Source organism: Paenibacillus sp. Soil724D2, from assembly GCF_001427935.1.
GTDB lineage: Bacteria > Bacillota > Bacilli > Paenibacillales > NBRC-103111 > Paenibacillus_E.
On the sequence record NZ_LMRY01000045.1, the window covers coordinates 297,498 to 321,648 of the forward strand.

At 43.7% G+C, this 24,151-nt stretch carries 17 protein-coding genes; 3 read left to right on the plus strand and 14 right to left on the minus strand.

The window, feature by feature from the left end:
- Positions 1–3 precede the first annotated feature (3 nt).
- The 6 genes from ASG85_RS28090 to ASG85_RS28115 form a co-directional block, all read right to left on the minus strand.
- Positions 4–1,200, minus strand: coding sequence for a DegT/DnrJ/EryC1/StrS family aminotransferase (locus ASG85_RS28090; RefSeq protein ID WP_057305861.1), 1,197 nt, complete (start codon positions 1,198–1,200; stop codon positions 4–6).
- 36 nt (positions 1,201–1,236) lie between these two features.
- Entirely contained in the window at positions 1,237–3,714 is a 2,478-nt protein-coding gene (locus ASG85_RS28095) for a glycoside hydrolase family 38 C-terminal domain-containing protein (protein ID WP_057305862.1), read from the minus strand.
- A gap of 82 nt (positions 3,715–3,796) precedes the next feature.
- Positions 3,797–5,398, minus strand: a complete 1,602-nt coding sequence (locus ASG85_RS28100; RefSeq protein ID WP_057305863.1) for an extracellular solute-binding protein — start codon at positions 5,396–5,398, stop codon at positions 3,797–3,799.
- Positions 5,399–5,436: 38 nt separating this feature from the next.
- On the minus strand, positions 5,437–6,309 hold the full coding sequence (locus ASG85_RS28105; protein ID WP_060648435.1) for a carbohydrate ABC transporter permease: 873 nt from the start codon (positions 6,307–6,309) through the stop codon (positions 5,437–5,439).
- A gap of 20 nt (positions 6,310–6,329) precedes the next feature.
- Positions 6,330–7,259, minus strand: a complete 930-nt coding sequence (locus tag ASG85_RS28110; RefSeq protein ID WP_235550238.1) for an ABC transporter permease — start codon at positions 7,257–7,259, stop codon at positions 6,330–6,332.
- A gap of 93 nt (positions 7,260–7,352) precedes the next feature.
- The gene (locus ASG85_RS28115; RefSeq protein ID WP_060648436.1) at positions 7,353–8,366 is read right to left on the minus strand and encodes a Gfo/Idh/MocA family protein; all 1,014 of its coding nucleotides are present in this window, start codon (positions 8,364–8,366) and stop codon (positions 7,353–7,355) included.
- A gap of 215 nt (positions 8,367–8,581) precedes the next feature.
- Between ASG85_RS28115 and ASG85_RS28120 the strand changes: the two genes are divergently transcribed.
- From ASG85_RS28120 to ASG85_RS28130, 3 genes are read left to right on the plus strand one after another with little or no spacing between them, the layout of a single operon-like run.
- A complete protein-coding gene (locus tag ASG85_RS28120) occupies positions 8,582–10,408 on the plus strand; it encodes a sensor histidine kinase (RefSeq protein WP_060648437.1) in 1,827 nt (608 codons plus the stop codon).
- Positions 10,386–11,432 carry a response regulator gene (locus ASG85_RS28125; RefSeq protein ID WP_060648438.1) on the plus strand — a complete coding sequence of 349 codons (1,047 nt, stop codon included), beginning with the start codon at positions 10,386–10,388 and terminating at the stop codon, positions 11,430–11,432. Before ASG85_RS28120 ends, ASG85_RS28125 begins: the two co-directional genes overlap by 23 nt.
- On the plus strand, positions 11,432–11,629 hold the full coding sequence (locus ASG85_RS28130; protein ID WP_060648439.1) for a helix-turn-helix domain-containing protein: 198 nt from the start codon (positions 11,432–11,434) through the stop codon (positions 11,627–11,629). Before ASG85_RS28125 ends, ASG85_RS28130 begins: the two co-directional genes overlap by 1 nt.
- Positions 11,630–11,810: 181 nt before the next feature.
- On the opposite strand, the gene ASG85_RS28135 is transcribed toward ASG85_RS28130, so the two are convergent.
- From ASG85_RS28135 to ASG85_RS28170, 8 genes are all read right to left on the minus strand, one after another.
- Positions 11,811–12,848 (minus strand): DUF4432 family protein, encoded by a 1,038-nt coding sequence (locus tag ASG85_RS28135; protein WP_060648440.1) that lies wholly within the window; start codon positions 12,846–12,848, stop codon positions 11,811–11,813.
- A 119-nt stretch (positions 12,849–12,967) separates the two neighbouring features.
- On the minus strand, positions 12,968–14,395 hold the full coding sequence (locus tag ASG85_RS28140) for a hypothetical protein (RefSeq protein WP_060648441.1): 1,428 nt from the start codon (positions 14,393–14,395) through the stop codon (positions 12,968–12,970).
- Between the two features lie 102 nt (positions 14,396–14,497).
- Positions 14,498–17,239 (minus strand): alpha-mannosidase, encoded by a 2,742-nt coding sequence (locus tag ASG85_RS28145; RefSeq protein ID WP_060648442.1) that lies wholly within the window; start codon positions 17,237–17,239, stop codon positions 14,498–14,500.
- Positions 17,240–17,328: 89 nt separating this feature from the next.
- Entirely contained in the window at positions 17,329–18,879 is a 1,551-nt protein-coding gene (locus ASG85_RS28150; protein WP_057305872.1) for an ABC transporter substrate-binding protein, read from the minus strand.
- An 82-nt stretch (positions 18,880–18,961) separates the two neighbouring features.
- A complete protein-coding gene (locus ASG85_RS28155; RefSeq protein WP_063860403.1) occupies positions 18,962–19,846 on the minus strand; it encodes a carbohydrate ABC transporter permease in 885 nt (294 codons plus the stop codon).
- A 20-nt stretch (positions 19,847–19,866) separates the two neighbouring features.
- Complete coding sequence (locus ASG85_RS28160; protein ID WP_235550239.1) at positions 19,867–20,814, minus strand: ABC transporter permease; 948 nt, start codon at positions 20,812–20,814, stop codon at positions 19,867–19,869.
- Positions 20,815–21,028: 214 nt separating this feature from the next.
- The gene (locus tag ASG85_RS28165) at positions 21,029–23,227 is read right to left on the minus strand and encodes an AraC family transcriptional regulator (protein ID WP_060648443.1); all 2,199 of its coding nucleotides are present in this window, start codon (positions 23,225–23,227) and stop codon (positions 21,029–21,031) included.
- A gap of 165 nt (positions 23,228–23,392) precedes the next feature.
- Positions 23,393–24,151 carry a DeoR/GlpR family DNA-binding transcription regulator gene (locus ASG85_RS28170; RefSeq protein ID WP_060648444.1) on the minus strand — a complete coding sequence of 253 codons (759 nt, stop codon included), beginning with the start codon at positions 24,149–24,151 and terminating at the stop codon, positions 23,393–23,395.

The following is a 24,151-nucleotide window of genomic DNA, read 5'->3' on the forward strand; positions in this document are numbered from 1 at the left end:
GTGTTAGCTTACAGCACGGATAACTTTCAACACGGCTTCAGCGATTTGATGCATATCCTTCTCTCCGGCAAGAAGAACGTTTTGCATCAACCATAATACTTCCTTATCGCAAAACCTCTCACTTATTGGACATGAATATATGCGCTCTACACCAGTCCATTTTTTCGTATCCGCAATTACCGCCTTATTATGATTAAGAGATACATATCCCGGCTGTGCTGGAATCCCTTCCGCATTAAGCATATTGATCACACTCATCTTATCAATCCGATCGGCAAGCGCAGGGTCCAGTGCAAACATATACATATGCCTGCCATTAGCGGTAATCCGTGGATCCGTCTGCAGTAACCGAATCCCTTCAATTTCAGCAAAAAGCTCATTTAATAGCTTGGCATTGCGCTCACGCAGGGCAAATTGCTCTTTAAAGCGGCTAAGCTGGGCCAGAACAATCGCCGCCTGAAACTCCGTCATACGCAAATTCCAGCCGATTCGTTCATGCTGATACCATTCGCCTTTGCGAATTCTTCCCACATTGGTTAGCGACCAAGCATGGTCGGCCACTTCTTCATCGTTTGAGAGCATAATTCCGCCCTCTCCCGAAGTGATATTCTTGCCAAGTTGAAAACTGAAAGATCCGATATCCCCGAGAGCCCCGACCTTGCGCCCCTCCCATTCTGCGCCAACTCCCTGCGCCGAATCCTCAATCAGACGCAATCCATGCTTAGCCGCAATCTCCTTCAGTCGCGTCATATTTGCGGGTGCACCCGCAATATGAACAGCGACGATCGCTTTTGTTCTCGGTGTAATCGCTGCCTCCACTTTCTCCGGGTCCAAATTAAGCGTATCCGATTCCACATCTACAAATACGGGAATAGCACCGAATATCAATGCGGATGTTGCAGTTGCAATAAAGGTATACGGCGGCATAATGACCTCATCCCCCGGCTGCACACCTACAGCTTGAAGGGCCACGGTTAACCCCATCGTCCCGTTTACCAGCGTGATTGCGTGCTTCGCCTGATGAAGTTCGGCAAACCGCTCCTCCAGCTCTACAAGTTTAATGCGGGTTCCTGATCCGCCCCATTTACCGGAGCGAACCACTTCGAGAATCAATCGTTCTTCTTCTTCCCCAACAATCGGCCAGCTTGGAAAGGGGGCCGTTCTTACGGGTGTTCCTCCGGTGAGCGCTAATTTATCCATTTATCGTTCCATCTCCCTTGCTCTTTATGATAGGAATTAACATTCCATGACATTTTCCTGGGTGAGCTTTCCAGCTTCGACGTCCAGACGTAATGTTTTCATTTCAAACTTGCCGAGCTCGACCTGCTGCTCGATTCCCAGCGCGGGCAAATGAATGATCGTAGAACGCGGTTGCCCGGTTGGTTCAAATAAGCGAATGATGTAATCTTCGGAAGCTTCCGCTTTCTTAAACGCAGTCATCTGCACCACATCGTCACTCAAAGTAATCAGCGGTTTAGGCAGCTCTCCGGCACCGGAGGGGAAATAGGTGAGGGCGTATGGCTTCTCATTATGTGCCAATGCCTCCCTATCCACGGAAGCAACTCGGTCCACAAGCTCGGAGCCTTTAAACCAAAATGAATATTTGCGCTCTCCCTGATCCATTCGGTTGGAAAAGCGATCTCTAGGCATCGTATTGGTCTTCTTGCCCCCGGGCAGTGCAGAATATCCAGGAGAACGAAGCAAGGACAGCCTCATCTCCCCATCTAACATATCCGAGCCATAAATCCCATCATTCGTGCAGGTAAAAGCAACGTTGTGTGCCTCTGAGAAAACGCCCACCCATTTTTGCGACACAACTTCTCTTCCGTTATTTGGTAATTCATCTGTTCCATAGGCCACCTGCCCGCGATATTGGGCATCGTTAAAGAGGGTCGGTACGGCTAATTTCAACATGCTCTTCTTTTCATTCCAATGAACCAGCACATCAACCTGAATTTCCGTTCCCTGCTTCGGCAGCTTATAGGTTTGGCATATAGAGGAATCGCCATAAGACATTAGTGCTTCTACGACGGTTCTCGCTTCCCCGTCTTCAACAATTCTTACGCTCTCTATGGACTTTCCGGGAAGTCCTGAATATCGGGTGCCTTGTCTTTTGGACATCAACCCAAAGCATCCTTTTTTCTTAGGAAAGCTCTGGATCTGACTGCCCCAAGAGTCATCTTGATCCTCCATAACGATAGGTTGAAACGCATTCTCCTTTAAATAAGACACACCGCTTGCTTTATACAGATCGATCAAGCCCGTCTTCGTATTGATGACTACCTCAAGATCGTCGGTTTTGAACAAAATCTTTCCTTTTTCTGCTTGAAGCATCGGCTTTGGCTTTGCTGTCAAAAACTCAATCTTTACATCAAAACGATTCATTTGACCCGGCTCCAACTCGGCAGCAAAAACGGATCGTTTTCTCCAGTCGATATAAAGATTACTTACTTCCTTTTCCACCTGAGAAGGCAGTCTTAGTCCGTCCTTGTACACAATAGGATTGGCAAACTGATCCTTGGAGCCTTTGGGCAGTTGAAATTCACATTCAAATATCCCTTTCACCTTGTAAGGATGCGGGTTGTAGATGAAGATCGGAACTTCCCCTTCCTCCGCCCTCTTCTGACCGGCAGTTAAAGCAAAGAATGCTCTAGCCTTCAATCTGGATATGATCTCCAGCCCATGGTCCATTAGCCTTAACGAATTGTCTTCAACTAGCTGTATGGAAGATCCCGGCAAAATATCATGGAATTCGGCGATCATCAGATCGATAAGAGACCCTTGAATATCCTGCTGCGGATATGTCGTAAGCCCTTGCAATGCGGCGTTGGACATCATCTTCTCCAGCATGTAGATCTCATTTTCCAATAAGCGATGCTTTTGTTTGATGCGAATCTGCGAGGTATAACAGCCAACTGCCCAAGGGTTTAAATCCTTCTCATACCTTGGCAATGCTTTACCGCTGGCTTTCAATTCTATAAAATAATCCTCCGGTATGGAGTGAATGATTTCGAAATCCGTTGTTTTCTCCGCTAACGCTTTCAGATTGTTCAAGTCGATTCTTGAGGGACCTCCGCCATGGTTACCAATCCCCCATAACACAAGCCCTTCGGATTTACCCTTATTCGCTTCTAACCAGCTCTCTACTTTAAGGTGCGCCTTGCCGTGGCCGGAAAGGTAAGCCTTAAACGCCCGATGTCCAACAACCTCCGACCCATCATAGCCAACCCATATAAATTCTTCATCAGGGAGCATGCAATCATTCTCCGCAGGTCGGCAAAAGATATACGAATCAAAGCCGGATTTCGCCATAATCTGAACTAAACCGCGTGTATGGCCAAAGGGATCAAAATTAATAGCGGTCTTTGGCTCCATACCAAATTTTTCTCTGAAATATGCTCTTCCTAATAGAATTTGTCTCACAAAAGACTCGCCACTGGGCATATTGCAGTCCGGTTGTAAATACCAGCCGCCCATAATATGCCATTTCCCTTGTTTGACCAGCCCTTGAATTCGCTGAAATAAACTAGGATCGTACTCTTCAATCCATTTATATAAGATTACTTCATTATGATTAAATACGAACCCCTCATATTCTTCGCAAAAATCAGCTGCTATGCGGAAGGTAGAAAGCGCCTCTCCTGCACCTTCTTCAATTTCCCATAACCATGCAGGGTCTAAATGAGCGTTGCAGATCAAATGTAGTTTGCGCATATTTCTCCTCCTACGCCTATCTATTATTTTAGAAAACCCCCGACTTTTTAGGGTTCGGGGGCCTTGTTATTCATTACCAGACTTATTTTTTGTGCATTTTATTGTACCATTCTGTTGCTTCTTTAATTAATTGATCGCCACCGCGCTTCTTCCAGTCCGCAACGAAATCATTAAATTTGTCAGCAGATTCTTTCCCCGTCATAACCTTTGCTGCAAACTCCAACCACAATCCGTCATATTTCAATTCCGGATGCGCAACCGCAGACGGCATGGTCGGCATGTCAAGGCCATCATCAACCAAGCCTTCTTTTGCTGCGACAGCCAACGATTTGAGAATCATGTCACCGCCGCCACCCGGCTTGTTCTTAATGTATTCCGGATCCGTCAGGTGCGTTTTTGGTCCTGTGAAGTGAACCCACTCCTGGTGCATAAACTGCTCGCTGTTCCCTTGATCGGTTGTCGGATAGTTGTACTTAACCTTGCCGCCCTCTTCTGTGTAATCTGTGCCCTTTAATCCATAGACGAAGAAGTCATCTTTCGCTTTGTCACCGGTTGCATAATACCAGTCAAGGAATTTAATAATGGCTGCTGGGTCTTTCGCACTTTTCGGTATTGTCCATACAAAATCAGACACTGTAGAGCCCATGGAATAAATGCCACCCGGTTTACCGCTTGGACCAACAGGTGAAGCAATAACTGCTAATTCCGCCTTCGGATCGCCTGCTTTCACGGAAGTGGACCAAGAATCAGGCTGCGCTGAGGAATGTGCCCACATGCCAACAATGGCTTGAGCTTTGATTTTGGCATCCCAATCTTTCCCTTGATTCACCAAAACCTCATTATCAATGAGTTTCTCGGCGTACAACTTTTGGTAGATTTTCAAAGCATCAACCATCTCAGGACGAATAATGTTTGGAACGAGCTGTCCGTCAATAAATTTCCACGCTTGTGGTTGGACATCATAAGCGCCGAAGAAAGCATACCCAAATGATAGCTTCGCACGGGCAGAGAATGGAATCTCATCCTTCTTTCCGTTCCCGTTCGGATCTTGGTCGCGGAAGGCAGTTAGCATCTTGATATAATCGTCTACTGTTTTGGGTTCTGCCATACCAATCTTATTCAACCAATCTTTGCGGATATAAGTGACCGTGTCGACACGGATCGGGTTCGGCTGAGGAATGCCATAAATCTTGCCATCCCTACTTACTTTTGCACTATCCCAAGATTCTTGAGGAATATTTTTCTTAAGATTTGGACCATACTTGTCTATTAAATCGTTGAGCGGAAGAAGTTGACCAGCATCAATTGCAGGAGCGATCTGCGGTGTGTTAATCCCGTGAGTCTGCAGCAGGTCAGGTAACTCCCCTCCTGCCATGAGTAATGTAAGGTTTTGCTCATAATTGGTATGTTGAATAAGCTGCAAATTCAGATCGACATTGGCAAGCTCCTCCAATTTTTTCACGTATTTATCACTATTGATGTCTGATGACTGTTCCACATATTTCAAACCGCCGGTTTCAAGCGCGACTTTAATCTTTGTGGGCTCTTGCTTCGGAACTGACGTTGCTTGACCAGAAGCTTGTGGTTGTTTGACCGGCTCCTCGGTTTTAGTAGAACAGCCATACAAAACACTTGTCATCATAGCAGCACACGACATAACAACGAACGGTTTTCTAAATTTCACTGTGACCTCTCCCCATTTCAAAAGTGTTTTTTTATTATTCACCCTTTAACCGAGCCCAGCATTGAGCCTTTCACAAAATGCTTTTGAATCAAAGGATAGACAATCAGAATAGGCAAGGTAGCCACTATAATGGAAGCCATTTTAAGCCCCTCCACCGATTGCACGGTAAGCAAAGCCGCATTATGCAGCATTTGCTCTGCATCATTCTGCACGATGAGCTGTCGAAGCTTAACCTGCAGCGGATATAAGTGAGGATTACGAATGTACATCATGGCTGCGTAATAACCATTCCAGTGCGAGACTGCATAGAAGAGACCAATCGTGCTTAATGAAGGTAGTGATAATGGATATACAATACGAAACAAAGTCCGATATTCCCCACATCCGTCTATTTTCGCAGAGTCAACAAGACCTTCCGGAATGTTTTGAAAAAATGAGATCATAATAATCAGGTTATATGCGCTAATTGTGCCCGGAATAATCAATGACCAAACAGTATCTATCATTCCTAAGGACTTCACTACCAGATAGCTTGGAATCATGGGAGCTTGGAATATCATTGTAAAGAGAATAAACAGCATGATAAATTTGCGTCCCTTTATATCCTTTTTAGTTAAGCCGAAGGCCATCAGGGAAGTAAAAAACAAGTTTGAAGCCGTTCCTACAACTGTAACGAATACCGTAACCCCGATCGACCGCCATATATTCGGATCGCTGAAAACAGCACGGTAGTTATCCAAGGTAAATTGGGATGGCCAGAGTTGAACATCTCCCCTGTCAATCGCCAGTCCGCTGCTCAAAGATCCGGCAACAATATGCATAAACGGTATCAGCATGAGCAGCGAAGTAGCAATTAAGAAGATATAATTAAAGTTCATAAATACCTTTTCTAAAACAGTCGTTCGATTCATCTTGAGGCGAACCTCCTTTGCTAGTAGATAGAGTTGCCTGTCGCCTTTTTGCTTAACTGATTAGCAGCTATGATTAGAATAAACCCAACAACGGATTTAAAGATCCCGATCGCTGTCGTTGCACTGAATTGTGCGCCCAATAGCCCAACCCTATAAATATAAGTGTCAAACACTTCGCCCACATCGTAAACAAGCGGATTCAGGAACATATAAATCTGCTCGAAGCCCGTATCCATAATGCTGCCAATTCGCAGTAAAAACAGGATCGCGATGGTTGGCAATATACTAGGTAAAGTGATGCTGAATACTTGTCTGAACTTCCCCGCCCCATCCATCTCAGCGGATTCATATAGCTCAGGATTAATGCCGGCTAATGCTGCTAGGTAAATAATCGTCCCCCACCCGACTTCCTTCCAAATCCCGGATGAAACAATAATGGATCGGAAATACCCAGGCTCTTGAACAAAGAAGATAGGCTCTCCGCCAAAATATGTGATCATTTCGTTAATCATCCCTACCCTCGGAGACAACAGGTTAATGAACAAACCACCTACGATAACCCAGGATAAAAAATGTGGCAAATAGAGTACCGTTTGGATAATTCGCTTAAATAGCATCTTCCTAACTTCGTTTAGCAGCAGTGCTAGGATAATAGGCGTGGGAAATCCAAGAACAAGCTGGTATAAGCTAATGATCAATGTATTTTTAAGTACACGGTAAAATTCAGGATATGCAAAAAGATTCTCGAAATGTTTAAGCCCGACAAACTTACTATGAAACACGCCATTGAATATGTTGTAATCCTGAAAAGCGATAATGCTCCCGCATAGAGGGATGTAGATAAATATAATAAAGAATAAGAGTCCGGGGACAATCATTGAGTAGGTTTGCCAATTCTTTATGAAATAGTTCTTTTTGCTTGGTATCGCTTTCATCTCGACTGATTTCATTTTTTCCCCCTCGTTCTTTTTTGCTATAGATCCAACTATATCTACTTTTCATTTGCAGCAACAGGTCAATTTTTGCGAAAATTTGTGTTATTTTTACTTAAATAATAAAGGTACTGTCTTTACATTCTCGTCTGCTTCTACAGCAGCTTTAGAAGCGTTCAGCACATCTTTCCCGGTAAGGATCGCATGCTTTCCTTCTATACAATGAAGAAAGTCCTGCATAATTCCACATGGGGGATTTAGCAGCATAACCGAATGTAAGCTATACTCACCCGTAACCTTAAGCATCATTGGAGTCTGTGAAACAAGCGGATCGCCAAGAAGTCTTAACTCGGCGGACCCTTTGGTTCCGGCAACGAAAATTCGGCAATCCCCCCAAGTCCAGCTTTTGCCCGGCGTATGCCAATCTGCATACAATTGAGCGACTAAACCACTCTCCATTTGTACGAGCAGTTGTGCTGAATCGTAAAAAGTCGGATACTCGTTCAAGATTTGTTTTCTCATGTACCCCTCAGCAGTGATGATTTCACTTTCAGTAAACCAACGAAGCAAGTCAATATCGTGAATGAGTAAATCGTTAATAATGCCTCCTGACTGTTCTCGATGAAAGAACCATTCAGGTCGATTATTTACACTTAATCTATGTGGTTTCCTCATCGCGATGGACACCAATTCCCCCAAAGCGCCTTCATCGATTTGCTGCTTTAGCGTGTAGATAGCAGGATGAAACCGTTCTGTTAAAAGCATGCCGATCTGGATGTTTCCCCTTTCCATAACGGCCTCCAAACGGGATAACCCATGGCGGTCAGTAACCATAGGCTTGTCAAGCATAATATGCTTGTTCCGCTGCTCGCACAACTCGATTACATCAATCTTACGTTGATTAATGGCCGCACAGCCTACGATTTCAATTTCAGGCTTCAGCGCATCCTCCATATTACTCAATAGGGGAATATCATATTTATGCGAAAGAATTGCTGCAAGATTACTCTCTTTTTGATCATCAAAGATTCCCGCACACCGATGCCCTAGATGCAGCATTTCCTCAATAAAAACTTGTATATGTGCATGCTGGCAGCCAATGATAGAAAATGAACTTTTCTCCAAGGGTTATCCTCTCCTTTGTGTTTATATAGTTTACATCCCACATGATGACATGACTTTTTATAACATACAACTCCTTAATTTAAAGTCCATTTGTGCGATTACGGTCCGGTTGTGGTGCAAAACTTGAGAGTATACTTTAAAAAGTATATTCCTTATAATAAATGGGGAGTACCCCTGGGTTGATTCACACTAGTTTTAGGGACTTAGGAGGCAAAATGAAGCTAAGAAAAATAAAAGACCTTTCTATTAAAATAAAACTAGTTGTTTTAATCTTATTCTGTTTGTGTCTCCCTTTTTTAATACTTGGCACACTTTGGTATGAAAAATCAAGTGATGTCATCGAAAACAACGCCATTCATTCCAATCAACAATTGGTTAGTCAAGTCAGCAATCAATTGGATTCCTATTTTTCTGATTTGGAAAGAAGCACCTTTCCTTTAATTATTAATCCGCTGATCCAACAATTCATGGAAATCGATCATTCTGACCAATATCAACTGTTCAAGGTGACCCAACAAATTGAAAAAGAGCTGCTGCCCAACATTTTATTCGGTAGGTCTGACATCTCTGGCTTCTCCATCATATCCAATAGCGGTGTTGCAACGACTTATGGGGGAAACTTAGCTAGGGAACGAAATAAGAAGTATATGTCTGATCTGACAGATAGCGAAAGCTATAAAAACATGGGAATCAACGTGATTGATTCGGTCCCTATGTTAACCGTGACGCGTAAATTTCGCGATACTTTGACCTATCAGACTAAAGGCATGCTAATAACTGATTTATATGTAAACGAAATCGCTAAGATCGCTGAAACTGTAAAGCTTGGGAATGCTGGTTATGTGTGGGTTATTGATTCGAATGGACGCATTGTTTACCATCCGGATAAACATAAATTAGGTCAAGATGCTCCTCCAGCTTATCTTGATAATATTAATAGACATTACGTAGAGGGCTTTTTCTCTGAGAAAATTGACGGACAGGAGAACCTGGTTGTTTTTCACAAATCGGCCTTAAATAATTGGATCATGGTCTCTGAAGTGCCGATACACGAGTTAATTGTCAACCTAATTGGGATGCGTAATATGACAATATGGATTGGCAGTCTCCTCATGCTCTTTGTTCTCATCGTTGTTAGTGGATTTTCCCTCCAATTAACTCGTTCTTTATCTAATATACAGCGCCTCATGAAAAAGGCTGAAAGCGGAGATCTTACCGTCAAAGCCCCCGAACATAGACAAGATGAAATCGGTGCTTTGAACCGCAGCTTTAATAAAATGGTGAGTGAAATTAGAAGATTAATTGAAGTCGTTCATACGTCCAAACTGAAAGAAAAGGAAATGGAAATCAAGCAAAGAGAATCAGCACTGCAAGCGATGCAATCGCAAATCAATCCGCACTTCTTGTATAACACACTAGAGATTATTAACTCTTATGCCATTCTAGAAGGGGTTCTTCCGATCAGCCATATGGCGACCTCCCTAGCCAGTATCTTCAGATACAGTGTAGGTTACGCTAACCAAGAAGTTACCTTAAAGGAAGAAATCACTCATGTATCTACGTATTTTTCCATCCAAAAAGAGAGATATCGATATTTTATAGCTGATATTACGCTGGATGATACGTTGCTGACTCAGGTGCAAGCTGTAAGATTAATGATTCAACCCATGATCGAAAACGCCTTCATCCACGGCTATGAGAAACATAAATTAAAGCCTGAGTATATCGGAATATCTGATGAAATCACGAATGATTGTTATATACTTCGAATTACAGATAAAGGGAAAGGGATGCCTTCTGATCAAATGGAGAAGTACAATAGTCACTTTCTAGAAGAGTTCATCGTTTCAAACGAAGAGGCAGCAGAACCATCCTTCCATAGAATCGGACTTTTAAATGTGCATCATCGTCTTCGTTTAACTTTTGGTGCCCCTTACGGACTCTATATTGAAAAGTCCGATAAAGATGGAACCATAATCGCAATTACACTCCCTTATAAGATGGATAAGGAGGACGAGCATGTATACAGTAGTCATAGTTGATGATGAACATATGATTAAACTCACGCTAAGAAAGTTAATTGATTCATCTGACATTCCCTTTCAAGTCGTTGGCGAGGCGGAAGATGGCCAGGAAGCGCTCTCGGCCATTGAACTGTGGAACCCTAACCTTGTTATTACTGATATTCGTATGCCCGTTATGGGAGGATTAGAGTTGATTGAAGAAGCTAGAAAGCGGAATTTGAGATCGGAGTTTATTATTATTTCCGGCCACGATGATTTCACATATGCTCAGATGGCAATGCGTTTCGGTGTTGTAGATTACTTGTTAAAGCCGATAAGTCCCTCACAATTACAGGAGACTTTAGAGCGAGTGCTGGGCCGATTTAGGAACGAGAAGCAATCGAAGCTTGAACGCAGTGAATGGATCTGGTACTGCAAGAACAGAGCACTCCCCCTTGTCAAGCATCTTGAGCTGTTAAACGAAAGTGAAGTGTTGGAGGAGTTAATGGACATCCATTCCCATCTTCTTGGTAAAATTGAGGATTATGGGATGCTTAAGCAAGTTTATTTGGATCTCATGACTTTAATCGACGGGGAAATAGATGAGCGGATCGGGCACACCCCACGGCGGGAACCCGTGGATTTGTCCACCGTAGCGGAACAACCTGAATTCATTTATCGAGCAGTTGAAACTCGCATACTGGAGATGATTGAGGACATACGGCTTACCCGAAATTGGGGCAGCCATCAGAATGTCAAACGAGCGAGCGAGTACATGCAAGAGCATTTTGCCAAAGAATCATTATCCCTTCAGGAGGTCGCAGATGTTATTGGCATGTCCGCTTCCTACTTCAGCCGATCCTTTAAAGAGGAATTTGGCATCAGCTTTATCCAGTATTTAACTAAGCTTAGATTGGAAAAGGCCAAATCGTTGCTTTCTGATCCAAATCGCAAAACTTATGAAATCGCTTACTCGGTAGGCTACACGGACTACCCTCATTTCACCAAAGTATTCAAAAAATATTGGGGTCTCTCCCCAACGGAGGTTAAAAAAAGAATGTAATGATATCACGGAATGTACTTCTTTATCGGATCCGTAAAGCGAAGGAAATGCTGCTCGAACCGGGCTCCCGCATTCAGGATGTAGCCCGCAAAGCGGGTTATCAAAATATGAATTCGTTCAACCGAATGTTTAAGAAGTTTTCCGATATCACACCTAGCGAATTCCGCAAGCAAGCGGTATCGTTCCACACCTCATAGCAAAGCCCCCGCTTGGGCTACATCCTCCACCCGTGGACAAATGAATATCACCTATTCATGGTGTGTCCAAACGTTCATTTTCGCAAAAAAATAGAACAAACCGGACTTCAAAATTATCAAAGAGACTTAATAATTAGAAGAAAAGCAGTCAATCCCATTAGGAATTGACTGCTTTTTTGACTTAAACAAATACACTTACTTGCATGGCAAACTTTTTACGCTCATAGGGTTCAATGGAGCCCGCTGAACCGTTGGAAATAGCCTCTTCAATGCCATAGGTAGGGTACCCGACAAATGGCTCAAGCCCAATGTTATAATGCCTTCCATACCACGGATATCTTGTGGTTGCCCCAAACTCCTGCCAGTACCATAGATAGGGAAGCGTACGAGCATCCCATTCTACTTTCATACCGATTCCCTTTTGTCCGTTTACGACCGAATACCATCCATTATTGCCAAAGCCAGTTAAATAAACGATCTCGGAGGCCGTCCCTTTCGGCGGCAGCTGCGATAAATCAACAAGCTCACCAAGTTCATTATACGCAAGTGGCCATTCGTATTCGTTCCCGCGCTTCACTCGACCAGAAGGATTTTGGTTCGCTTCTTCCGTTCGAATGCGCACCCCTGCTGGCATATGTATGAGACAGCTTTCATCTAAAAAGGGTTTGCCCAAAGCGATATGTTGCCCCCACATGTATCGCTGCGAATAATCACTTAAATTTTCTACTTCCTCATCTATGTACAGAGTCGCCTGCCCACTAACAAGCGACATCGTTTTCGTCAAGGAAAACGGTACTTTCTTCGTACGAACGCTAAATCGCACAGAAATTCTCTCCGTGGTATCCTGGGTAATTTCGTAATGCCAAGGCATATGTGCTACTTCGCCATGCTGGCCGAACTGAGCCCCCTTATAGCTGCTCGAAGACCCGCCATTCGGAAACACTTCCTGCCATCCGCCAGGGTAATAATCGATGAAAGCAGCGATCGGGTCATCTGAAGTTGATAAATAGCTGTTCGGATTTTGCACACCATTCTCCGTCAACCACATTAAATCCATATCTTTTGGCTTATACAAAAATTCGAAAATTTCAGTGCCTTTATCCACCAAGATCGAGATGCGTACCAATTCATTTTCAAGGACAACCGTACGCATGCCGTAATAGGTGAACGCATCTCGAATTCGGCAGCCATAATTACGTTGGGGACGATAAGGATTCAAAACCGATCACCTTCCTCTTCAAAAGATAAGAGCACTTAGATTGTATAGTCCTCCCCTTAAACTCAAATATAAGACCGTTGCATCGATCTTGCAACGGTCACGTTCTAAATCTACAAGAATCAGTTAACTCCGACCTTGTCTTCTCGCACATAAGAGGTTTGGTGCCATAACGTACGGTACTCTAGTTGATGACCGGAACGCCAAGAATCTAGATAGAACGGAACGGTGAAAAATTCGTAATGCCACGTTGAACTAAACTGCTGCCTTGTTATCGTTCTGGAAGCAAGGAGTGCCCCTCCGTCACTGGCGTCGACGACTTCTAAGGTAACAACGCCTAAATTATCCGCGTTATTATTGTCTACCATCAGCTTCCAAACTGCTGTATTTTCCCCTACATTCGTAACAGTCGTATAAGGGCCGTATTGCATGTAGTTTGGCAAATCTAATCCCGTGTCCGCCGACCATCCATCTGCATCGGACCTGCCAATGACATGCTGCAGACTTTCAGCTTCCCATGAATTCGTAACCCCGCCGTTTAGTTCATTGGCGATGCGAGCGCGTCTTGTATGATTGTCTGATGAGCCACCGCCAGGAACAACGCCCCGGTAATAAATATACGGTACCCCGCTGACCGTGATGAAAGCTGGACCGTCATTACCGTAATAATTTTGGGTTTGCGGCAAAACCGGATTTTGCGAATATTTGCTCCAGGAGATCAAATTCGAAGAACGTGCCAAGCCGCTGGACCATTTGGCCGAGCCGAAAGGCGCATCTGTACTGCCTTCATACACCATATAGTAGTATCCATTCTCATAGATGATGTCTCTTTTACCAACAGTGCCAGAATCCCAACCGCTACTTGAGGTGTTAATGATCGGGTTAGCACCGTTCCTGCTCAAGCTAGTTAGCGATGTACCTGTCGCAACGCCAACACGGCAGTCCGTCCAATCGTATCCATGATAGAACAAATACCAGGTTGAGCCTACTTTGTAAAGACTCGGCGTTCCAATATTCGCTGTTTCCCATCCAGAAGTATTATGTGTAAGTATACGCCCCTGTCGAGTAAAATTAGTTCCATTCGTGGAAGTGGCGAGCCCTATATCCCCCGCTGATCCATTACCCGTCCCTTCATAAACAAGATAGAAGGTGCCACTATCGTACCAGATGCCGGGGAAGCTCGCCATGTTGTCATCCCATTGTCCAGAAGATCCTACATCCAATACGAGACCATTATCTGTCCAGCTCGTGCCATTTGTCGATTTGGCTAATCCGATCCCCATTTTCCCCGCTGGAGTCAGTTTAATGTAATAAGCCCAAATGGTTCCGCTGATTGTAACTGTAGAGATATAATGCATGTCAAAGCTAGCACCCATGTTATTGTTCGTTTTTTCCAGCTTCGCGAATGCTTCATTCGAATTGAACATCGTACTAACAGAAGCGGTATAAGGGCTGTTTGTGGCGAAGGATGCGGAACTAATGCCGAATAGTAGTGCGACTATGAGTATCATGATCGAGACTGACTTTCCGAACCGAAACCGAACCTTCATGTCTTCACTCTCCTAATTAATATTGGATAAATGGGAACGCGATCCTCCTTTCTCATTGGCATTTCACTGTGCATACACAGTCGCCAATGAAGGCTTCCAGTCTTATATAAAAGAAATCTGGATGCTGATAATTTGCTTCCCTACTGCTGCAACGGATAAGACATTCTCAGTGAAAGGCGCCTGACTTTGCAATGCTTCATCTAAATTAACGTAATAAGCGCTTCCCAGCTTTCTATCAAACGTAATCGAGCCTTCTACGTATTTATCCGCGATGTTGAAGAGACGAATAACGTAGGTATCGTTTCGATCCTCGGACGCCTTGACGGCGCTGACGATAAGCTCAGCCGGACTTACTTGAAGAAATGAATACAAGAGCGATAAATCAGCTTCGCGTCGCTGCAGCGATTCATAAACAACTTTCCCCAGTTTTCTGTCAACAGAACGAATTCCCGCCACAAATTGCTGATGTTCATTCCAAAGGCGGCTTGTATGCGACTCGTTAACGGCAAAAGGGCTGATTGCATAATGAAACTCAAGCTCTGTGAGAAGCTGGCCACCATCTCCACCATCTGAAAGAACCTCTTTACCTGTACTGCGAAATAATGTCAGAGCTACAGTTCTCGAGCCATCCATGCGAACTTCAGCTTCATATAACCCCTTGCTATACACAGCTAACCCACAGCTACCATCATCAATAGAAATGATGCCATTATGGGGCACCGTTCCTCTAGCCTTTTCCATGTACCCCGCATAGTCTGGTTGCTCAATGCCTCTTTTAACAAAATCAAACGGCGTACTCGTGTGAAAATGTTCCGTTTGCAGCCCCGATGGAAACAACAGCCGTAGACGGTGGTCGCGCGCATGATTGTTTACCACGGTTCGACAGCGAAGAATTGGGTCATTCTTCCTTAATTCCAGAAAAGTCGTAACTTCAATCGCGACAAAGTCTTCGCTTCTTCTCGTTTCTTGAGGATGAATGGCATGCGGAATGCTGAGCGAATTGCGGATTCGAATACGCGTCTGCAGCGGGCCGTCGTAGACAACAGAAATTTGGGCGCTCGAACCATAGGAAGTGAAGACCTCGTTCGTTACTGGGCTCACATGGTTCCAGCCTTCTCCGATATCCGCTTCGTCTTCAAGCAGCAGCAAACTTTCATAACGCCGCCCCGTCTCAAAATCCGTTACATCCATGGTGCCATTCGGACGAACTTCCACTCGCATTCGCCCATTCTCCCAAGCGTGTGAATTTACCCCCATGGATCCAAGAAAACGTACGGGAGCCGTTAAGTTAGGTGCATGGTACTCACCAGGACCAGGGCCGATTAAAGGTGTTTTTTTAGTTACGTAGACGGCATATCCAAAAGACGGAATGCGAGCATGGAAGGCTATGCGGCACCGATCCACGGTGTCCGAATAAGGAATATCCCGATAAGGCCGCCACATGCGTGTGCTGTTTTTAAGCAGCTCCAGCAGTTGATAGGGAATCTCGTTTTTTTCATGGTCATATAGACGGAATGAAGTGCCCCCCAAGTGAAACATCGTCGTGACTGCATCCGACATTGCAGGCATGGCGAACTCGACCTCAATGACGCCATCAATTGCGGTCTGTGAACCGTTGAATACCGTAATGACTTGATCTCCATCTAGGTCGGCTAACTCGTGATGATTAGAAATATAAAGGAGCTGCTCTTTAACCATTCCTTCGGCAATAAGTCTGCTCTGATCAAAGCGATACATCATATCGCGATGAACTTGATCGATCGAACAGCCGCATATGGAATCGTGAGGATGATTCTGAATCAAATACGCCCAAGCTTTCGCTAAGAAGTTTTTGGGATACGCACGCCCTTGAAGCGATGTAAAAACGCCCCACGGCTCCGCCCATTTCTCCAACAGCGTTTCGCAAGCTTGATTGTTCATCTTCAAATGAATCCGAGAAGAAAGCACATTCGCGAGCACCCAATTATTTACGCCATTATATCCAGGAGATCTTTGCTCTCCTTTAAGTATCTGCAAATCACCTATTTTCTCTCGCAAATCCTTGACGTAAGCTTCTAAGGAACAGTGTTCAAACTTGGCACCCAACTCAGCCTCATTCAGTGTTTGCAGTATCCATGGCAAACGGGGTTCAATCTCGATGTGATCAACCCCATCAAACCCAGCGATTATTGATGTTGTAGCTCGTTTGGATTTGTAGTCCAACATGTCATTTGCCCGTGTGATCAATTCCTCGGGTTCATAGTTAAAATCTCGATCCGCGAACGGCCAACGGATAAAAAAGTAAAAATCCCCATACGAGCGATCCTCATCGAGTTTAAGCCCTAATATGCGGCTGCCGTCAGCACCCTCCCACCAAATTTCCGACGCGTCTGCATCTCCGTAAAATCCACGGAACAATACAGCGCTATCAATTCCAAAACCTTGCAAAATTTGCGGAAACTGGCTGTTATGACCAAAAATATCGGTGATATACCCGGATTTCATCGGCTCGACGCCGAAAGACCGCGATTGGCGATGTCCAATTTGAAGATTTCGAATCAAAGATTCCCCACTGACTAGAAACTCATCAGGCATGACATACCAAGGACCTATGCTGATTCGGCCACCCTGGATAAGCTTCATGAAACGCTCTCGGTTCTCTGGCCGTATTTCTAAATAATCGTCCAAGACAATGGTCTGACCGTCCATCATAAAATGGCGATAGGCTGGATCTTGCTCCATCTTTTCAATGAGCTCGTCAAGCAAATAAACAAGCCTTGTGCGATAACCTTGAAAATCCTGATACCATTCGCGATCCCAATGGGTATGCGAAATCACATAAACCTTTTCTATTTTTTGGGGCATATCGTCCGATCTCCTTTACACAAATACAGGCGGCCAGTCCGTCGTCATCAGTTTCACAGATTGTCCGCCTGATTCTTTGTCGCCATATCTTACTTTTTACTTGCCATGAACGCATCCAGCTGTTTCTGAACTTCAGCAATCGCTTTATCGATGCCTGCCTGTTTCATTTTTTCTTTGAATAGCGGTAACACTTTATCAACATCGGCAGTACCGCTTTTTAAGACCGTTCCATATTCAGCAAAAACGCTATCAAGGGAAGCAACCTCTGTTTTAATTGGGCTCGTATCGAAGAGGAAGCCCATCGCAGGGAATCTCAACGTAACATCCTTATCATAGTCTTTATAGGCTTCAAAGAACCCTTTCACATCCGTGCCTTTGGACTTCATAAATTTCGGATTTTGCCAGATCCATTCAAACGGCAAGTAAGGAGGTTTAGCAGGGTCAACACCAGCCGGGAAGTTCACTGCCCCGTCTTTGATCACATAATGTTTGCCCTCAACACCTAACGTTAAGAGGTCGTAGTTTTGCTGATTTTTTTGGAACCAGTTTAAGAACGCAACCGCTCTCTCGATATTCTTGCTTCCTGCCGCTATACTTTGGTAGTTCCAGGTTGTTACCTCTTGGAAGACCTTAGGCGTGATCTGAATTCTGACGAATTCGACTTGAGCACCTGGTATGGCCGATACAGCCCTCGCATTGATATTGTACTCCGGCAGATCTCCGATCACCGATGCTGCTTTACCTGCGGCAAAAGCCGCCCGGAAATCCTTGATGGATAAAACATCCTTCGAAATATACCCTTTGTTGAACAATTCCCTATGGAAGTCGAGACCTTTTTTGTATGCAGGCGTATCCAGCATATTCTCGGCCTTCATCGTGTTCATATCGATTCCAACACCGCTTGGCAATCCGCGAACAAATTCTTCTTTGAAGTTTAAATCAAAGGAAGTGTTGCCTTGGCTCAGCGGTATAATCTCCGGATTGTTTTTCTTCACTGCTGCGTAGAAGGCTAACAAATCATCCAATGATTTGATTGCCGGCAGCGCGTATTTTTCTCTTAAATCTTTCCGAATCGTGAAGGTGGCATAGCCGGCAGCTGTACCGATCTGAGCTGCGGGCACACCGTAGGTTTTACCTTTCACTTGAACGACAGGCCAGTAGTAATCTGGAATATTCGCTTTTAAATCCTTACCTACTTTAGCAATGGCATCGTCAAGCGCTGCGACGGAATTGGAGCTGATCAGTTGAGCGAGCAGCTCCGGATGCGTCCAGAGAATATCTACGTTTTCTCCCGTCGAAGTCATCACTTTAACTTTCGTTGCATAATCGCCCCATGGCACGTACGTATAATTGAGTTTAACATTAAGCTCATCTTTGACAGCTTTCTCAATCGCTGCATTTACAGAGGCTTGATCAGGCTGCGGATCCCCAGGAAATACAATGTTTAAGGTAACTTGATCAAGTGGCTTTGCTGTTGGTGCAGGCTGCTCTGACGCCTTAGTCGCTGTGCTGGCGGCAGGTGTGGCTGGTGCAGGAGTAGGTTCAGCAGTATTGGAAGAGCAGGCTGCAAGCGTGGCAATCGTTGTAATGATCATCGTTGATACCCATATCTTGGAACCTTTTGCCTTTTGTCCTGACATTGTTTGTACCTCCCATTTTTTAATAGTTACGAAGTAACTTTATATATAAACGGTGGTTAACCGCGTATATCGAATCTTCGAGCTATCCTTTTACACCGCCAACCGTTAAGCCTTTGATAAAATATTTTTGCACGAATGGGTAGACAAAAATGATCGGCCCGATAGTCACAATTGTAATGGCCATTTTAATAGATTCTGCCGGTACAGTTGAAGCCGCATACGTACTGCCAACACCTCCGGAAGAGATATACTGCATACTTGATAAGACCATACGAAGCAAATACTGTACTGGATACAGCTTCTGATCATTAATTAACAAGAGCGGGAGCCACCAATCATTCCAGTATTGCAGCGCATAGAACAATCCAACCGTCATGACCCCGGGCAAGGCTAGAGGGAATACGATCCGAAACAAAATGTTGACTTCGTTAGCTCCATCTATTCTTGCCGATTCCAACATCGCATCGTCAATCGTCGAGAAAAAGTTCCTCAGCAGAAACATGTTCCATGCGTTCACCGTATAGGGCAAAATGAGTCCCCAAATCGTATCGCCAAGATGCAAATATTTCGTTGTAACGATATACCATGGTACCAAGCCCCCATTGAAAAGAATCGTAAAGAAGACAATGAACGATAAGCTATTACGAAATTTCAATTCTTTTCTGGAAAGTGAATACGCAAGTAATCCCGTTATGACCATACTGAAAGCGGTGCCAATTACAGTTACAAAAATAGTCACCCAATACGCCTTACCTATCGAGGAGTGTCCCGAAAAAATATAAGCGTATGCCTTTAGGGAAAATACATGAGGAAGAATGCTGTAACCATTCAACTGCAAATATTTCTCATCCGTTATGGAACCCGAGAACATGATGAAAAAAGGAATGACGCAGAGCAAGGCCAGCAATGATAGAAACACATAAGCTGAGTACGTCACGATTTTATCTTGCACATAGTTATTTTTCATGCACAATCTCCTAAACGTAGTTAGAATAGTGAGCCTTCGCTTTTGTACTTTTTGACGAGCGCATTGAATCCTAGCACCAAGATAAACCCTACCACGGACTGATATAACCCCGCCGCAGATGACATACCTGCATCCCCAATGGTTCGTAAGGATCGATAGACGAACGTATCAATGACATCCGTTGTGGCGTACAGACTCGCATTATCGCCAACGAGCGCATAGATCATGCCGAAATCCCCGTAAAAGATCCTCCCGACTGACAACAGCACCATAATGGTTATTGTCGGTGAAATAACGGGCAGCGTAATATACCGAATTTGTTGTAATTTCGTAGCGCCATCTAAGGCTGCGGATTCAAAATACTCCGTGTTCACGCCCGTTATCGCGGCAATGTAGATCACAGTTAGAAAACCTGCATACTTCCAGATTGAAAATAACACGAGAATACCCGGCCACAAATCCGCCCGTTGTCCCCAGGCAACCTCTGGGATATGGAGAAACGCAAGAATGCTATTGAGCAGACCACCTTCAGATGCAAACAAATTATAGGCAAATACACTTACGACGATCCATGAGATGAAATATGGCAAAAAGATAAATGACTGCGTCACCTTTTTAAAAACCTTCGAACCGACTTCATTGAGAAATAGAGCTGTGACGAAGGCGATTGCTTGTTGAAAGAAGATAAACATCGCATTCAAGAACACGGTGTTCCATGTAACTCGTAGCACTTTATCGCTGCTGAATAGGAATTTAAAATTATCAAACCCCACCCATTTGCTGCCCATGATGCCCAAATTTACTTTGTAATCTTTAAATGCGACGATAATGCCGGCCATAGGCAGATAAGCAAATAAAAGAAAATATAGTAACCCAGGCAGCATAAACAGATATAGGGCTTTGTTTTTTGAAATATCCAGCAGTACATCAAATACGATGAATTTTCTTTTTCTGATTTGGCTCTCCACCTTTCTCCGGCCTCTTGTGGCTTGGCTGTTTACACCGTTAGTCTATAAGCGTTTGAGCAAATGTAAAAGTTAAAAGAATATACATGGTTTATATTTGCATACTTCTACGCCAATAAATTAAATACCACGGTTACAAAACCATACTTGTTCTAACGAAAAGGCCACTCCTTGATGAGAAAAGGACGTGGCCTTGAAATTTCTAATTTCATGGCTATCAGATTTTCAGTTTATTTCTATATTCGCTCGGAGACATTCCGGTATGTTTTTTAAATAATGTGACGAAATAGGACGGGTTGTTAAAACCAACTTTAACGCCAACTTCTTTAATGGCGATTTGATCTTGTTCCAAATAAACCTTTGACTTATTTAATCTTAATTCCGTGATGTATTCCGAGAATGATTGGTTAAATAGCTCTTTAAAAAGCCGACCGAAATACATCGGATTATAGTCAAATCGATTGGCAACCATTTCAACAGATAACTCCGTATTGGCGTAGCAGCCTTCAATGAAATCTCGGATTCGCCCAAGGAGGTCAGAATTGAGATGCTTTCTTTTCTCCTTAATTCGTTGCATTTCATGAAGAATATAATAAGCGAACCAGAGCTTCATCTGCTCTAAAGTCTCCAATCGCCTTAATTTGCTAACCGCATTATTAAAGTTCGTTAGAATGTCATCTTTCACATACTGAATGGAAAGCTCAGTCGTAATAAACACAGTAAGCAAAAGATGATTGACCGATAGCTTTATTAATTCGAAATGGCACTCTTTTAAAGCATTAAAAATATCATCCAGTGCTCCCCTAATAGGCTCCTCTTTGCCTAGCTTGATTGCATCCAAAAGTGTTTTTAAATGTTGATGCGGATAATCAAACTCATGTTTCAAATTTGCAAAGACGGTTTCATACGTTAGCATGCTGCCTAAGCCGTACACCATTCTATAATGCGCTACTTCCAAAGCAGCTTGAAACGAAGCATGATAATTCGCTGTATCATTTACGTACGTCCCCCATCCTGCGGTGACAGTAGTATCCATAGATTGCTTGAACTGGTCTTGCAGCCTTGTTACTTTATCCAATAGAAGTTGATTATTCATGAAAGCGTTGTCATTATTGATCAATAAAACGATATCTTTATTGATTTCAAGGGATTCATAGGCATGGTTAGGGTGCATGTGCTCGTATATCATATTCAGCAGGCTCAGCCTCATTTGTTTATGTACTTCTTCTGCAACCTCTTCTACTTCCAAAGACGCTACATCAAAATGCTCATCAATTCGAAGGATCAGGATGCTCGTACCCTCTTGCAAATCAACACGCAAAGGAAACTCCAGTTCACTGGAAGCCCGCGGCTCCCTCACTCCGTAGAGGATCTCTTTTAAATAATCGACCTTCAGATTGTTCTTTGATCTCTCTTTCATTAACTCCAAAGTCTCAACAAGTCCACGTAATGGCGATGAAAGCTTCCCGCTCACGAACAATGAGGCTATCCCGCTAAAAGCAAATAAAATGAAGCTGATCCAGATCACAGTGTTTCTAAGTTTACTGATACTGACAACAGCTGCTTGATACGGTACAACATGAAGAAAATGCCACCCCAATTTATTAGAAAAACTATGTGTTACTAACACTTTTTCACCACTTAAGCTAGTGTCAACGAAACTGTTAGTACCCGACTCGGTCAGAATCTTTTTGATAGAGCCTAGAGTGGAGTAGTCCTTCAAAAATTCGCCACCCGTCGGATCCGAAATCACTTTGCCGCTTGAATCTACAATTAGAATGTTACCTTGATCTACCCTTTCGTCTGGATTAATGCCATTTCGAACCGCTTCCTCCTTCACATTTACAATGAGCGCATTGAGAACGGCATTGGTTGATTTATCCCGATTGTAATAAAAAATAGAATACACATTTTCTTCTGGATTTTTGCCCGAAATCAGCTTTAATTTTCGTGGTATCAGCCGGATTTTTGTTTTGGGATCGGAATTTCGCAATAACTCGATAGCTTCGTTATCTATATTCGGGTAGTCGCTCGTTAAAAATGAGGCATTATTCCCATTGTAGATGCCAATCGAATAAATACTTTCATTGATGAAGATGATGTCATTCAGCTTTTTTAAAGAATTGTTTTCTACAATAGGGTCACTCTCAGCGGTATTCATTTGTTGTATGATCGGATATTCGAATGATAATTGTGCGGAAACTTGCATGGCTTGGTTTACGAGATACTCTGTAGAATTTTGGCCTTGCATCAGTGTCCGATAGGACAGCTCATTGATTTGACGAATGGCGCTGTTTGAAAAAATGTGAAATAACCAAATCGAAATAATCGCAATTGCAAGCGTTAACAAAAGAAGATACGCGAAAAAAAACTTGGTAAACATTGCTTTGACAGGAAACCTAGTTTGATCCACCATGACACCCCGCCTTACATTCTTGATAATATTCTATCTCACTTCATTTTATATTCCGTCCATCTGGCTTTTACCATACGTTCACAGAAAAAATCCCTCTAACACAATGAAGCCGTTAAACTCTCGCTGTTGCAAAGTTAACGGCTTTTCAGTAGGGGATCAAATGATTCAGATACTTGCCAAAATTTCCACAGATTGTTCCTTAAAGGCTTCGTCTAACTCTTGTTCAGGACATTGGTCCGTAATAACGCGGTCCGCTGCCTTTAGGCTTGCGAATGAGAATAAGTCCTGCCTGCCAAACTTTGAATGATCCATCACAATGTTTACTTCGGATGCCTGCTGGATAGCAAGTCGTTTGACCTCAGCTTCGTGCATATTGGAGTTGCTGAAGCCATGCTTCAAGGTCAAGCCTGTGGTACCGATAAACGCCCTGTTAAATGCCATTTTCACCAATGCTTCCGCAGCAACGGGACCTACTAAGGTTGAGGTTTGGCCCATCAGCATACCGCCAATAACAATCGTCGAAATCTGCTTTCCTTGCAGCTCAGCAGCAATATTGAGTGCATTGGTAACAACCGTGATATTCAGGTTGGCCTGTATAAACCTAGCCACCTGGAGCGTTGTTGATCCGCCATCAAGAAAGATAGACTCCCCAGGCTGAATCAGCTGCGCGGCTAGTTTACCAATCCTCATTTTTTCTTCAATGAAGACCCCGGACCGTTCGTGTAAGGTAATATCATTACCGACTAATATCGCTCCACCGAACGTTCGCCTAATGTGTCCCCATTGCTCCAGCTTCTCCATATCTCGGCGTAGGGTCATCTCTGTGACCTCGAATATTTCTTTTAATTCAGCCATTTTGACTTCACCGTCGATAGCCATGCGATCTAGAATTTGCTGCTGTCGTTGATTGATAGGGTTTTGCAT

Coding starts and splice junctions, on each gene's coding strand:
- ASG85_RS28090 (WP_057305861.1), bottom strand. CDS start 1,200: ATGGATAAATTAGCGCTCACCGGAGGAACACCCGTAAGAACGGCCCCC.
- ASG85_RS28095 (WP_057305862.1), bottom strand. CDS start 3,714: ATGCGCAAACTACATTTGATCTGCAACGCTCATTTAGACCCTGCATGG.
- ASG85_RS28105 (WP_060648435.1), bottom strand. CDS start 6,309: ATGAATCGAACGACTGTTTTAGAAAAGGTATTTATGAACTTTAATTAT.
- ASG85_RS28110 (WP_235550238.1), bottom strand. CDS start 7,259: ATGAAATCAGTCGAGATGAAAGCGATACCAAGCAAAAAGAACTATTTC.
- ASG85_RS28120 (WP_060648437.1), top strand. CDS start 8,582: ATGAAGCTAAGAAAAATAAAAGACCTTTCTATTAAAATAAAACTAGTT.
- ASG85_RS28125 (WP_060648438.1), top strand. CDS start 10,386: ATGTATACAGTAGTCATAGTTGATGATGAACATATGATTAAACTCACG.
- ASG85_RS28130 (WP_060648439.1), top strand. CDS start 11,432: ATGATATCACGGAATGTACTTCTTTATCGGATCCGTAAAGCGAAGGAA.
- ASG85_RS28140 (WP_060648441.1), bottom strand. CDS start 14,395: ATGAAGGTTCGGTTTCGGTTCGGAAAGTCAGTCTCGATCATGATACTC.
- ASG85_RS28145 (WP_060648442.1), bottom strand. CDS start 17,239: ATGCCCCAAAAAATAGAAAAGGTTTATGTGATTTCGCATACCCATTGG.
- ASG85_RS28150 (WP_057305872.1), bottom strand. CDS start 18,879: ATGTCAGGACAAAAGGCAAAAGGTTCCAAGATATGGGTATCAACGATG.
- ASG85_RS28155 (WP_063860403.1), bottom strand. CDS start 19,846: ATGAAAAATAACTATGTGCAAGATAAAATCGTGACGTACTCAGCTTAT.
- ASG85_RS28165 (WP_060648443.1), bottom strand. CDS start 23,227: ATGGTGGATCAAACTAGGTTTCCTGTCAAAGCAATGTTTACCAAGTTT.
- ASG85_RS28170 (WP_060648444.1), bottom strand. CDS start 24,151: ATGCAAAACCCTATCAATCAACGACAGCAGCAAATTCTAGATCGCATG.